The sequence below is a fragment of the Bordetella bronchiseptica genome (assembly GCF_900636925.1).
GTDB classification, from domain to species: domain Bacteria; phylum Pseudomonadota; class Gammaproteobacteria; order Burkholderiales; family Burkholderiaceae_B; genus Bordetella; species Bordetella pertussis.
The window spans coordinates 4,647,763-4,659,748 of the sequence record NZ_LR134326.1 but is presented as its reverse complement, the minus strand read 5'-3'; the positions used below and the strand labels follow the sequence as shown (position 1 = coordinate 4,659,748).

General features: G+C 66.2%; 11 protein-coding genes. 5 read left to right on the top strand and 6 right to left on the bottom strand.

Annotation, left to right across the window (positions count from 1 at the left end; translation table 11 throughout):
- Positions 1-76 precede the first annotated feature (76 nt).
- Entirely contained in the window at positions 77-271 is a 195-nt protein-coding gene (locus EL288_RS21770) for a hypothetical protein (RefSeq protein WP_033446653.1), read from the bottom strand.
- A gap of 528 nt (positions 272-799) precedes the next feature.
- On the opposite strand from EL288_RS21770, the gene EL288_RS21765 reads away from it, so the two are divergent.
- Both EL288_RS21765 and EL288_RS21760 read left to right on the top strand, forming a co-directional pair.
- The gene (locus tag EL288_RS21765; RefSeq protein WP_003807785.1) at positions 800-1,003 is read left to right on the top strand and encodes a cold-shock protein; all 204 of its coding nucleotides are present in this window, start codon (positions 800-802) and stop codon (positions 1,001-1,003) included.
- Between the two features lie 176 nt (positions 1,004-1,179).
- Positions 1,180-2,085 carry a LysR family transcriptional regulator gene (locus EL288_RS21760; RefSeq protein ID WP_003807787.1) on the top strand — a complete coding sequence of 302 codons (906 nt, stop codon included), beginning with the start codon at positions 1,180-1,182 and terminating at the stop codon, positions 2,083-2,085.
- Between the two features lie 25 nt (positions 2,086-2,110).
- Here EL288_RS21760 and EL288_RS21755 read toward each other — a convergent pair whose 3' ends face one another.
- From EL288_RS21755 to EL288_RS21745, 3 genes are read right to left on the bottom strand one after another with little or no spacing between them, the layout of a single operon-like run.
- Complete coding sequence (locus EL288_RS21755; protein WP_003807789.1) at positions 2,111-3,085, bottom strand: Bug family tripartite tricarboxylate transporter substrate binding protein; 975 nt, start codon at positions 3,083-3,085, stop codon at positions 2,111-2,113.
- 10 nt (positions 3,086-3,095) lie between these two features.
- Positions 3,096-4,685: a choline-sulfatase gene (gene betC / locus EL288_RS21750; RefSeq protein WP_003807791.1), complete on the bottom strand. Its 1,590-nt coding sequence runs from the start codon at positions 4,683-4,685 to the stop codon at positions 3,096-3,098.
- A 7-nt stretch (positions 4,686-4,692) separates the two neighbouring features.
- Positions 4,693-5,721 carry a Bug family tripartite tricarboxylate transporter substrate binding protein gene (locus EL288_RS21745; protein WP_225665592.1) on the bottom strand — a complete coding sequence of 343 codons (1,029 nt, stop codon included), beginning with the start codon at positions 5,719-5,721 and terminating at the stop codon, positions 4,693-4,695.
- A gap of 287 nt (positions 5,722-6,008) precedes the next feature.
- Between EL288_RS21745 and EL288_RS21740 the strand changes: the two genes are divergently transcribed.
- Genes EL288_RS21740 through EL288_RS21730 form a run of 3 tightly spaced genes read left to right on the top strand, consistent with a single transcriptional unit; the run spans position 6,009 to position 9,730 of the window.
- The gene (locus tag EL288_RS21740) at positions 6,009-7,016 is read left to right on the top strand and encodes a Bug family tripartite tricarboxylate transporter substrate binding protein (RefSeq protein WP_010927499.1); all 1,008 of its coding nucleotides are present in this window, start codon (positions 6,009-6,011) and stop codon (positions 7,014-7,016) included.
- Positions 7,017-7,073: 57 nt separating this feature from the next.
- Positions 7,074-8,723, top strand: a complete 1,650-nt coding sequence (locus tag EL288_RS21735; RefSeq protein ID WP_043172213.1) for an amidohydrolase — start codon at positions 7,074-7,076, stop codon at positions 8,721-8,723.
- Positions 8,720-9,730, top strand: coding sequence for a CobW family GTP-binding protein (locus tag EL288_RS21730; protein WP_033458899.1), 1,011 nt, complete (start codon positions 8,720-8,722; stop codon positions 9,728-9,730). Before EL288_RS21735 ends, EL288_RS21730 begins: the two co-directional genes overlap by 4 nt.
- 114 nt (positions 9,731-9,844) lie before the next feature.
- On the opposite strand, the gene EL288_RS21725 is transcribed toward EL288_RS21730, so the two are convergent.
- Complete coding sequence (locus tag EL288_RS21725; RefSeq protein WP_033458896.1) at positions 9,845-11,089, bottom strand: glycosyltransferase; 1,245 nt, start codon at positions 11,087-11,089, stop codon at positions 9,845-9,847.
- Positions 11,086-11,667 carry a TetR/AcrR family transcriptional regulator gene (locus tag EL288_RS21720; RefSeq protein WP_232018715.1) on the bottom strand — a complete coding sequence of 194 codons (582 nt, stop codon included), beginning with the start codon at positions 11,665-11,667 and terminating at the stop codon, positions 11,086-11,088. The genes EL288_RS21725 and EL288_RS21720 overlap by 4 nt, the downstream gene beginning before the upstream one ends.
- Positions 11,668-11,986 lie beyond the last annotated feature (319 nt).

Genomic DNA, 11,986 nt, shown 5'->3' with positions numbered 1-11,986 from the left:
GTGCATTGCGGCACCCGCGAGCGCGAGGGATGCGTCGGACGCCGTACTTGCCGGATACTGGCCATGCCGTCCCGGCTCAGGACAGCACGCTCTTGCGCAGATGCGCTTCCAGGGCGCGCCAGGTACGCGTGCTGCCGGCGGGCGTTCTACGGAACCACAACTCGGCCATGAGCACGCAGGCCGGCACCGGCGCTCCATGGCAGTAAGCCCAGAGCGTCGCTATCTTCTTGGCGGCCTGGTTTTCGGACACGATCTGTTCGGGTGCATGCATGTTTTTCTATGGGGCCTGGAAAGGGAAACCGCTCGGGCGCGCGGGCGGCGTGGCCGGCAAGGCCAGGCAGATCGCGGGTCGCGCCGGAGAATGTGCGGGGTTGTCGGTTGGCCGCAGTGGCAGCCGGCCGATGCGGCGTCCGGCGTCTGCGGACGGCAATGGGCCGCGTTCCAGTGACGCGGACCCTTGGCGCTGTGGCGGGGGGGGGGGGCGTGACGGCGCTTGCGCGCCCGCTATGCGTGATTGTCGGGGCCGGCCGGCAGGCCGCCTGGCGCGGCCTTCAAGCATGCGGCTCGATGCGACCAGCCCACCATACGCCCTATTGCCGGATTGTCCTATCGATCAATTGCAACAGTCGGGCGATGGCGCGATAGTGCTTGACGTAACCGCCGCGGCGGCCCATATTGAAAATGGCTCGTCAAGCATCGCGATTCCTGTACGGTAAGCGCCCCTGCGTTCCCTTCACCATCCTTTCCTTGATCAGCCTCTCTATTTGGGGAGAGGTGCCCCCATATTCAAGGAAAGTCCATGCAAACAGGCATAGTCAAGTGGTTCAACGACGAGAAGGGTTTTGGTTTCATCATGCCGGAAAACGGCGGCCCCGATCTTTTCGCCCACTACTCTGAAATCCAGGGCGAGGGCCACAAGGCGCTCGTCGAACAGCAACGAGTGAGCTACGTCCAGGGCCACGGGCCCAAGGGGCCGATGGCCACCAAGATCACCCCGTTGTGATCCAGGCGCGATAGCCGTGCGGACCGGGCGAGTTCGCCGGGTCCCGCGCATCGCCCTCCAAGGCCGCCCGGCATGCCGGCGCGGCCTTTGTTCTGCGCGCGACGTTGCCTGCGCCGCTACGGCGGCGGCGTAACTTGATACCATGCGGGTTGATATATCCAGGTCTACTTCCGGCTATGGAACTTCGCCAGCTGCGCTACTTCGTCGAGACCGCCCACCGCCGCAGCATCACCAAGGCGGCGTCGGCGCTGCACATCGTGCAGCCGGCCCTGACCGCGCAGATCAAGGCGCTTGAAGACGAACTGGGCATCCAGCTGCTGGAGCGCTCGGCGCGCGGCGTCAGCCTCACGGTCGAAGGCGAGGCCGTACTGCGCGACGCCGTGTCCGTGCTGCGGGCGGTGGACGACCTGAAGCGGCGCCATGGCGTGGCGGCCCGTCCGGGCCGCGCGGTGAAGATCGGCATTCCCAATGGCATGACGCGCACCTTCGCCGGGCAGTTGATCGAGCGCGCCCGGCAGCAATGCAGTTTCGACATCGAGCTCATCGAGGGTATGTCGGGCCACCTGCTCGAATGGCTGAAATCCGGGCGCCTGGATATCGCCGTGCTGTTCGCCAGCCAGCCGCTCAGGCAGCTGGAGGTGCGCCGGCTGACCGCGGACTCCATCGACCTGGTCGGCCCGCCGGGCGCGCTGGACGCCCAACGCCCGGTCGCGTTCCGCGACCTGCCGCAGTACCCGCTGATCCTGCCCAATGCCAAGCACGGCCTGACGCGCCACATCCAGGCCCAGGCCCGCGCGCTGGGCGTCGAGCTGCGGCACCATACGACCCTGGACTCGATCGCCGAGATCAAGCACCTGGTGTCGCAAGGCGTGGGGTACACCCTGCTCGCGCCCATGGTGTATCGGCCGGAAATGGAACAGGGACTGCTTTCGGCAACCCCTGTCCGCGATCCGGCGCTTACCCGCGAGCTGGTGACGGCCACCCGGCGCCTGCACGAAGCGGGCGACGACATCGCCCAGGTGCGCGCACTGGTGCACGAGATCTGCGGGGCCCGGCAAGACCCCGTCGCCGCGCCCGGCTAGCAGGCGCGGCCGCACCCACGCCCTGTCAGGCGGCCGTGACGCCCGCGCGGCGCACCGTGCCCTGCCAGAGCTCGGCCTCCGTCGACAGGCGTTGCTGAAAGGCTTCGCGCCCCTCCGGCACCACCATCAAGCCCATGGCTTCCAGCCGGCTGGCGATGTCCGGTTCGCGCGCCGCGCGCAGCACCGCCTGCTCCAGCCTGGCGATGCGCGCGGGCTCGGTGCCGCTGTGCGCCACCATGCCGATCCAGCCCATGCCCGACAGCTTGCTCAGGCCCAGTTCGGTCATGCTGGGCACGTCCGGCAGCAAGGGCGAGCGCTTGTCGCCCAGCGTCGCCAGCGCACGCACCCTGCCGCTGCGCACCGAAGCCACTTGCGCGAACAGATTGTCCATCGCCGCGTTGACCCGGCCGCTGACCAGGTCGGGCATGAGCGCGGCGCTGCCCTTGTAGGGCACCGGCACCACGCGCACGTTCAGCTCCTGCCCGATCAGCAGGCTGACCAGGTGCGGCACGGTGCCGATGCCGGGCGAGCCGATCGTGATCGTGTCCGGCTTGGCCTGGGCGGCTTCGAACAATTGCTGCGGCGTGCGCCATGGCGAGTCGGCCGGCACCACCAGCACGTTCGGATTGAGCGCCACCAGGCCCACCGCCTGCGTATCGCGCAGCGGCTGGTAGCTGAGCTGCGGGTACAGCGCAGGGTTGACCACCAGGGGCGGCACCGCCAGCAGCAGCGTGTAGCCGTCGGGCGCCGCCCTGATGGCGGCCTCGGTGCCGATGTTGGTCGCGCCGCCGGGGCGGTTGACGATCACCACCGGCTGGCCGAGCTGCTCGCCCATGGAGGTCGCGATGGCGCGCGCCACCGAATCGGTGGCGCCGCCCGGCGGATACGGCACGATCCACTGCAGCGCGCGGTCGGGATACTGCGCGGCGCGCGCCGGCAGGCCCAGCCCTATGCCCGCGGCGCCCGCCAGCATGCCTTGCAGCAAGGTTCGTCGATGCATGGTGTACTCCTTATTCGGGCAGGTTGGAGCGCGCGGGGCGCGGATGTTGGGGCGCCACCGGCGCGACGGGCGGATAGCGCAGCTTGCCCTTGACCAGCGCCGGGCTCGACTGCGCGCCGGCCCGCACATACTGGCGGCTGGCATCGGTAAACGGCTGATAGTCCCAGGCGGGGAAGTCGCCCTGCAGGCGGCTTTGCTGCACCAGGCGGCGGCGCGCCTGGCTATGCAGGATGTCCTGGTGCAGGCGGCGGGCATCCCACCTCGCTTGCACCAGCGCGGTCAACTGCCGCTCGATGTCGCGGGCGGCGGGCTGGCCGGCCAGGTTGCGCAGCTCGTGCGGATCGTCCTGCAAATTGAAGAGCAGCGGCGGGTCGCCCTCGGCCACCACCAGCTTCCACCACCCCTGCCGCACCGCCAGGCAGGGCGCGTGCGCCCCTTCGCCGTTCATCTCGCCATAGACCACGCCCGTGGGCTCGTCCTGCGACACGCCCAGCCCCTGGGCCAGCGACCGGCCGTCCGGCGGCGGACTGGCGCCGTCGTCCGGCACCGACACGCCGGCCAGCTCGAGCATGGTCGGGAAAATATCCACCAGCGACGCCAGCTCGTGGCGCACCGCCGGCCGGGTGCGCCCGGGCGCCGAAATCAGCAGCGGAATGCGCACGGCCGGGTCGAAGTGCACCCACTTGTACCAAAGGCCGCGCTCGCCGAGCATATCGCCATGGTCGGCCGTGAAGACCACCACCGTCGACTCGTCCAGGTCCATGGCCTGCAGCGCGTCCAGCATGCGGCCCACCTGCGCGTCCACATAGCTCACCATGGCGTAGTAGGCATGGCGCGCGGCGCGCACATGCGCGTCGCTCACGTCGTACTCGTCCTGGCGGAACATGTACCAGAGGCGCTGGCTGTGCGGATCCTGCTGCGCGAACGGGATCGGCGGCACCGCGGGCATGTCGATGTCCTCGGGCCGGTACAGATCCAGGAACTCGCGCGTCGACACATACGGGTTGTGCGGGTGCGTCATCGACACGGCCAGGAAGAACGGCCGGTCCCGGTGCAGCCGGCCCAGGTCGTAGATCTTCTGCACGCCGCGATACACCACGTCGTCGTCGTAGTCGATCTGCATGCTGCGGCGGCATTCGCCCGCTTCGATCACGCTGCGCATATTCATGCCCGTGGGCGCGATGGGAATCTCCTCGCGCCAATCGGGCGTCCAGCCGAAATCCGACGGATAAATATCGGTCGTCAGCCGCTCCTGAAAGCCATGATGCTGCTCCGGGCCCACGAAATGCATCTTGCCCGACAGAATCGTCGAATAGCCGGCCAGCGCCAGATGGTGCAGGAAAGTCGGCACCTCGGCCGAGAACTCCGAGGCGTTGTCATACACCCCCACCGAACTCGGCAGCCGGCCCGTCAGCATCGCCACGCGCGACGGCGCGCACAGCGGGAAATTGCAGTACATATTGGCAAAGCGCGTCGACCGCGCCGCCAGCCGATCCAGATTCGGCGTGCGGCAGACGCCGTTGCCATACATGCGCAACGCGAAAGCCGTCAACTGGTCGGCCATCAGGAACAGGAAATTGGGTTGCTTGGTCTGCGGCATGATGCTCTCAACGTTGGGGGGCAGGCTGGATACTGGCCAGCAGGGTCGACCACTGCGCGCCCTCGCGCGCGATGCGCGCGCGCACCGTCGGCGCATCGGCGTAGAGCGGATCGATGCCCGCCGAGTGCAAACGTTCCACGACGGCCGGATTGCGCAGCGCCTGCGACAGGCCGGCCGACAGCTTGTCGGCCACGCCGGGCGGCACGCCCTCGGGCGCCATCAACGCCAGCCACGACGCGCCCGTGAACCCCGGCAAACCCAGTTCGGACAAAGGCTTCAACTCCGGCAGCAGCACCTGCGGGCGGGCCGACGTCAGCCCCAGCGCGCGCAGCGACCCCGCGCGTATGTGCGGCAACACCCCGGGGATCAACGCCACGATGCAATCGATATTGCCGGCCAGCAGATCCTGCACCGCGGGGCTCAGCCCCTTGTACGGCACATGCGTCAGCTGCACCCCGAAATCGCGCTTGAGCTGCTCCGCGTACAAATGGCCCGCCGTCGCATTGCCGCCGGAACCCGCGGTCAGGTTATTGCGGCGGCCATGCTCCAGAAAATCCGCCACCGACTTGATCGGCGAACGCGCATTGACCACCAGCACGCTCGACAGCTCGCCCACCATGCCGACCGGCGCCAGCGTCTGCACCCCTTGCGTGGCGCCCTTGCCATAGAAATACGGATTGACCGTCAGGATCGAATCCAGCGCCAGCAGCAGCGTGCCGCCATCGGGCTGGCTGCGCGACACCTCCTCGGCGCCGATATTGCCGCCGGCGCCGCCCTTGTTCGACACCACCACCGGCGTGCCCAGCTGCTGCCCGAGTTCCTGCCCGACCACGCGCCCCGCGATATCCACCGGCCCGCCCGGCACGAACGGCACCACCAGATTCAGCTGGCGCTGCGTCAAGGCATCGGCCCGCGCCAGCCCCGCCAGGGGCAGCGTGCCCAGCAGCGCGGCCGCGCCATGCAGCCACCGGCGCCGCGCTGCATCGGGCGCGTCCGCGCGCAGGACTGGCGTCTCGCCACCAGGCTTTTTCTCCATTGCCGCCTCCATTTATCGTTATGCGTCCGGCATGACCGGCAACTGATCGTAATCGCGCGGCGGCGGGCGGCGGTAATAGGAAAGGATGAGGCGAGCGATCAGAAAAAGTGATGGGCTTCAGCCAAGCCACTCGGGCGCCGACCGCTGGCGATGTGGCCTCCGGCCATTCTTGATGCGCCATGCGAGCAGGAGCGGGCGCGCGCCATGAGATTGATTCCATAAATAGATCAATCCATGAAAATTATTCGTTTGTTTGCGAATTCGCGGGCACATACGATGAGTCGCAAATGATGCCGAATCCAACGGGGAGACAAATGTTGCGAAGAATTTTTTCCAAGGCTGCCGCTGCAGCCGCGCTGCTGGGCATGGCGATGGCGCCCGTCGCGGGCCATGCGAACGGCCAGCCCACTCGCATAGTGGTCGGCTTTGCGGCAGGCGGGGCAGCGGATATCCTGGCCCGGACCTTTGCCGAATGGATGCATGCGCATCTCGGAGATACCTACATTGTCGAGAATCGTCCGGGCGCTTCCGCCCGAATTGCTGTCGACTATGTGAAGCGTGCGGCGCCGGACGGAAAGACTATCCTGATTTCGTCGCCATCTCCCATTACGATTTTCCCGCTGACCTATAAGAAGCTCAATTATGATCCCGACACGGATCTGATACCCATCGCGCACCTGGTCGATGCGCCGCAGGCCCTGACCGTCAGTGCATCCGGCCCGATACACTCGATGCAGGATTATCTCGCCGGCATAAAAAAGGACCCGCGCGCTGCGTCCGTCGGGATGGTGACGCTCGGCAGCCCGACGCACTTCAGCCTCCTGAGCCTCGGAAAATCCATCGACGTGCCTCTTACGCCGGTCGCCTACAAAGGGGTGGGCCCCATGCTGTCCGACGTGATAGGAGGCGCCCTGCCCGCATGCATCAATCCGCTCGGTGGGCAGATGGAACTGTACAGAGCCGGAAAAATTCGCTTTCTGGGCGTCACCGGTACTCGCAGGAGCGCAATGCTGCCGGACGTCCCGACGATGAAAGAGGCCGGGGCGGACGGCTTCGAAATGGCCTCCGGCTGGTTTGCCGCTTTCGTGCCCGCCGGCACGCCGAAGGAAACCGTGGAAAAACTCGAGAAGGCGATGATGGCAGCCGCCAAGGATCCAGTCATCCGTGAAAAACTTCAGGAGCTGGGGCTGGAAACCACCGGATGGTCCGGCGACGAACTGAAGCAATACATTCACGCCCAGCGCGATTACTGGCGAGGAATCGTCGCCGAATCCGGGTTCAGCGCGGATTCGTGAATCATCGCCCACGGACGCATAGGCCCGTGGGCCGGCCAACATTATCGACGTACGTACATGACACTGTCACCGACGACCATTTTCCCGGCCCGTTGCATCCATACCATGAATGCAACGCAACCGAGGGCGACGCATGTTGCCGTGCGTGAAGGCCGGATTCTCGATGTCGGCGACGCGTCCCTGCGCGAGGCGTGGCCCGATGCCGTCGTGGATAGCCGGTTCAGCGACAAAGTCCTCCTTCCGGGGTTGATAGAGGGGCACAGCCATTTGCTGGAAGGAGGGATGTGGCGGTTCGTGTACGTCGGCTATTACGACAGGCGCGGCCCGGATGGCCGGGTATGGCCGGGGCTGAAAAGCTACGAGGCAGTCATTGAGCGCCTGAGGGAAGCGGAAGCGCTCATGCCTGATGCGCAGGCGCCGTTGCTGGCGTGGGGTTTCGATCCGATCCATTTCGGCGGGCAGCGCATGACGACTTGCCACCTGGATCAGGTCTCGAAGACGCGCCGCATCGTGGTGCTCCATGCTAGCGTGCATCTGCTCAACGTCAACACCGCCATGCTCCGGCAGGCGGATATCCATGCGGGACTACGCATAGATGGCATCGTGCGCGCTGCCGACGGAACGCCTACCGGCGAGCTGCAGGAGTTCGCCGCCATGTTCATGGTGTTCAAGCATATCGGCAACGTATTCTTCGATGCCGGACAGAGCGAGGAGGGCATCCGGAATTTCGCGAAGATTGCGCAACAGGCCGGCGTGACGACGGCCACCGACCTTTCGCACGCGCTCGCGGACGACATGGTCGACAATCTCGTGCGCGTGACAGGCGAGGACGATTTTCCCTTGCGCCTGGTCGCTGCGTACTCCCCCATGCGCGACATGAATGGCCGCAGCGTGGACCGTGTCGTGAGCGCGACGCAACGCAACACCGCCAAGCTGCATTTCGGACTGGTCAAGCTGGTGATCGACGGTTCGATACAGGGATATACCGCCCGGGTGCGCTGGCCCGGCTATCACAATGGCGCGCCAAACGGCATGTGGATCATCGCTCCCCAGCAATTGAGGGAGCTGCTCATGGAGTACCACAAGGCGGGCCTGACGATTCATATCCACACGAACGGCGACGAGGCGACCGAGGTTGCCATGGACGCGCTGGAGTCCGTGCTGGCCGAATATCCCCGCTGGGACCACAGGCATACATTGCAGCATTGCCAGATGGCCGACGCCGCCCAGTTTCGCCGTATGGCCCGTCTGGGCATGTGCGCCAATCTGTTTGCCAATCATCTCTACTTCTGGGGGGATGCGCATTACACGGACACCCTGGGACCCGCGCGGGCGTTCAGGATGAATGCCGCGAAAACCGCGCTGCAGGCCGGGGTGCCCATATCGTTGCATTCCGACGCGCCCATTACACCCATCGGACCATTGTTCACGGCATGGTGCGCGGTCAACCGCGTCACGGCAGGCGGGCGGATTCTGGGCAGCCAGGAGCGGATTCCAGTGATGGATGCCCTGCATGCGATGACATTGGGGGCGGCTTATACGCTCAAACTCGATCACCTCATCGGCAGCATCGAGGTGGGCAAACTGGCCGACTTCGCCGTGCTGGAAGCCGATCCTTTGGAGGTCGCACCGCAGGACCTCGCGGGTATCGGCATATGGGGAACCGTGCTCGGAGGGCGTTCATTCCCGGCGCCCCAGCTGTCATGACAGCCCCGGACAGCATGCCCCTGACGGTGATCGGGGGTTTTCTGGGCGCCGGCAAGACCACTTTGCTCAACTACCTTCTGAAGGTCCAGCATAGCGAGCGTGTGCTCGTCATGGTCAATGACTTCGGCTCGATCAATATCGACGCGGAACTCCTGGATCAGGGCCGGCATGACCGCCCCGGCGTAGTCCGCCTGCAGAACGGCTGCGTCTGCTGCTCCATTGGCGGAGACTTGATGCAGGCATTCCTGCAAGTGATGTCAATGCCCGACAGGCCAGACCGCATCATCGTCGAAGCGAGCGGCGTTGCCGACCCCACGCGGATCGCGCAGATAGGCCGGGTAAGCGGCGGACTCAGCGATGAAGGCGTGATCACGCTGGTGGATGCGTCGGCTGTACGGACCCTGGCCGCCGACAAGTATGTCGGCGATATCGTCCGCCAGCAGATTCTGAGCGCGGACATTGTGCTGCTCAACAAGCTGGATCTCTCCAGCGACGCCGAAATCGTCGAGACCAGGGCATGGCTGCGCGACCTTGCGCCGCGCACGCGCGTGGTTTCCTGTATCCACGGCGAAGTCGATGCGGTTTCGGTCCTGGGTATCGGCGCCGGCAAGGTTGCGCCGGACGCCGCCGGCGGCCCTGTCGATGTCCCCGTGCCCGATCTGCGCCGCGCTTCGACGCGGCACGCCGATACGTTCCATAGCTCGACGCTTGCAACGGCGCATCGCTTCGATCGGTGCAGGATCGAGTATGCCCTCGACGCGCTTCCGCAGACGGTTTTGCGGGGCAAGGGATTTGTGGAGCTCGAAGGCGAGGCAACGCCCGCATTGCTGCAGCTTTGCGGAAGCAGATGGACCCTGGACCCAGTTTCCACACCGGCTCCGCCTGCCGGCACACATCTCGTTTTCATCGCGACAGGGGGCAGGGGCGTGCCACGGTTCGATGCCCCGTCGCACTTCGAGCAGGCGTTGGCATCGCGTGACGCCGCTTCCGCGGACACAAGCAATTGAGCATTCACGGACGCGCGGCGCCGCATGCCCGCAAGGCCGCGAGAGGCCGTTGACGCCGTGACGCCGCTGTAAGCTGTCGTGGCGTACGGTCGTGGAGCCAGGCCGGAAGATGGACTACCGCGTCCAGGCGTGCGAGCCCTTGTTGCTCGCCAGCGCAGATTCAATCTCCCTGACCGCCGTCGCCGTGCCGTCTTCCCGCGACATCGCCTGCGCCAGGGCCGCGGCGCTGGACCGCGTGGCCGGCAATCTGGCGAACCGGACCGCCGCCCTGATCGCGCCGGCGTCGAGCTGCCTAGTCGAGATCGGGGCGTCGGCCACGCCCAGGCGCGCCAGTTGGCGCGCCCAGAAAAACTGGTCCCCCGCGAACGGCAGCACCACAGAAGGCACGCCGGCGCGGCACGCCGAATGCGCCGTACCGCTGCCGCCGTGGTGCATCGCCAGCGACGTGCGCGGCAACAGCCAGCCATGCGGCGTATTGCCGATCACCAGGCAATCCTGCGGCAGGCGCACATCCGGCAAGCCCGACCAGCCCGGGTGAAACAGTATGCGCTCCCCCTCCAGGCCAGCGAACACCGCACGCAGCAAGGCCTCCCGGTCAAAGCCCGTCATGCTGCCGAACCCCACATAGACAGGCGGCTCGCCCGCCTTCAGAAAATCCTCCAGCTCGGCCGGGGGCGACCAGGCACCGTCGGCCGGCTCCAGCCACTGCCCGCACAGCCTGGCATTCGCCGGCCAATCGGCAGGCGGCGGCAGCAAGGCCGGCGACACCCCATACAGCATCGGATGCCCGGTCCACAGCCGGTGGCGCGGCCCCTGGTCCAGCACCTGCCGCCGGGCCCGGTTGACCGACCTCCTGAACGACAGCCACAGCAACCCGTTCACCAGATGATGGCTCGCCTTGTTCAAGGCCGACGGCAACTTGCCGGCCGGCAGAAACGGCGAAGCAAACGCGCTCGTCGGCGAAATCGGGATCATCCCCGCGCCGATCGCCGGAATGCCAAGACGGTCCGCGATCGACAGCCCCACGAACGCAGCCAGCCCGGCAACAATCATCCCATCGCACCCCGCCGCCGCCTCGGCGGCCTGCCGCATCCAGCTCTCCGCCTGGGCATTGGCGATACCGGACAACGCCGCCACCGTCGCGTTCACCCCCTTGCCCTGCGACACCAGATCAGCGAGGCTTTCCTGGATATTCCCGCTCAACGCCGCGTGCGGCACGGCAAGGCGCCGGGCGCTGGCCAGCGTATTTCCGTCGGCCAGCAGCAAGACCTCGTGCCCGGCGTCCATCAACGCGCGGCACAACGCCGCAAGCGGACGCGTATCCCCCTCCGTGCCATACGTAAGAACCAGCAGCCTCACGACCCATCCCCCTTCGCGGCGCTACGCGCGGCACACCCCTGCAAAAACAGACCCAGCGCGCACGAGAACTCCGTATCCAGCGATAGGGCAGGATCGGCAAGCCAGCGCATCAGCGCACCCAAATACAAGTGATGAAACATCGTCGCCAGATACGGCGCCGGCAGATCGGCGCGGATGCCGCCCGACGCCTGGCTATTGCCGATCATCCGTGCGTAGAGCGCCAACAGCCCATCCCCGCCATGCGCCGCCTCCGGCGACTGCATATCGAGGAAACAGAACCGCAGATACGCCGGCAGCAAATCCCGGTGCGCGGCACACCACCGCGCGGACAACCCCAGCAACTGCGCCGCGCCCGCCGCGAACTCCTGGCTGGCGAGGCCAGCCAGCGGCAGACTCCCCAAATCGCGCGCCAGCTCCTGATGAACCCACGCCGCCAGAATGTAATCCTTGGTCGGGAAGTGGTTATAAAGCGTCCCCCGCGCCACGTCCGCCGCCTGCGCCACCCGCTCCATCGTGACGGCCTCGTAGCCATCCTGCTGGAACAGCTGTCCGGCGACGGTCGTGATGGTGTCGCGCACGCTCTGGCGCTTGCGGGCTCGCAGGCCTGGGGGAGGGGGCATTGGGTTTGGCTGTGAATTGAACGTTGATCAAAATTATACTGTGTTCAATTATTTAGTCAATGAAGGGGAGCGGCTGTCTGGGAGGGCGGCGATTGGCCGTTGGGAGGGGGAAGGGGCAGGCAGGAATTTCCTTGATGGGGTTCTAAGGAAATTGCGGGTACAAGCAGGCGGGGGGGGGGGAAGACGTAGCGCCGGGAGACTTGTGGGGCTTGATGGGCATCATGGGCCAGGTTTTATTCTGGGGTCATGATTTTCTTGGCGGGTTGGCGCGACGTGG

Bases quoted from the DNA above. Each gene is read 5' to 3' on its own strand.
- EL288_RS21770 (WP_033446653.1), bottom strand. From the start codon at position 271: ATGCATGCACCCGAACAGATCGTGTCCGAAAACCAGGCCGCCAAGAAG.
- EL288_RS21765 (WP_003807785.1), top strand. From the start codon at position 800: ATGCAAACAGGCATAGTCAAGTGGTTCAACGACGAGAAGGGTTTTGGT.
- EL288_RS21760 (WP_003807787.1), top strand. From the start codon at position 1,180: ATGGAACTTCGCCAGCTGCGCTACTTCGTCGAGACCGCCCACCGCCGC.
- EL288_RS21755 (WP_003807789.1), bottom strand. From the start codon at position 3,085: ATGCATCGACGAACCTTGCTGCAAGGCATGCTGGCGGGCGCCGCGGGC.
- betC (WP_003807791.1), bottom strand. From the start codon at position 4,685: ATGCCGCAGACCAAGCAACCCAATTTCCTGTTCCTGATGGCCGACCAG.
- EL288_RS21745 (WP_225665592.1), bottom strand. From the start codon at position 5,721: ATGGAGAAAAAGCCTGGTGGCGAGACGCCAGTCCTGCGCGCGGACGCG.
- EL288_RS21740 (WP_010927499.1), top strand. From the start codon at position 6,009: ATGATGCCGAATCCAACGGGGAGACAAATGTTGCGAAGAATTTTTTCC.
- EL288_RS21735 (WP_043172213.1), top strand. From the start codon at position 7,074: ATGACACTGTCACCGACGACCATTTTCCCGGCCCGTTGCATCCATACC.
- EL288_RS21730 (WP_033458899.1), top strand. From the start codon at position 8,720: ATGACAGCCCCGGACAGCATGCCCCTGACGGTGATCGGGGGTTTTCTG.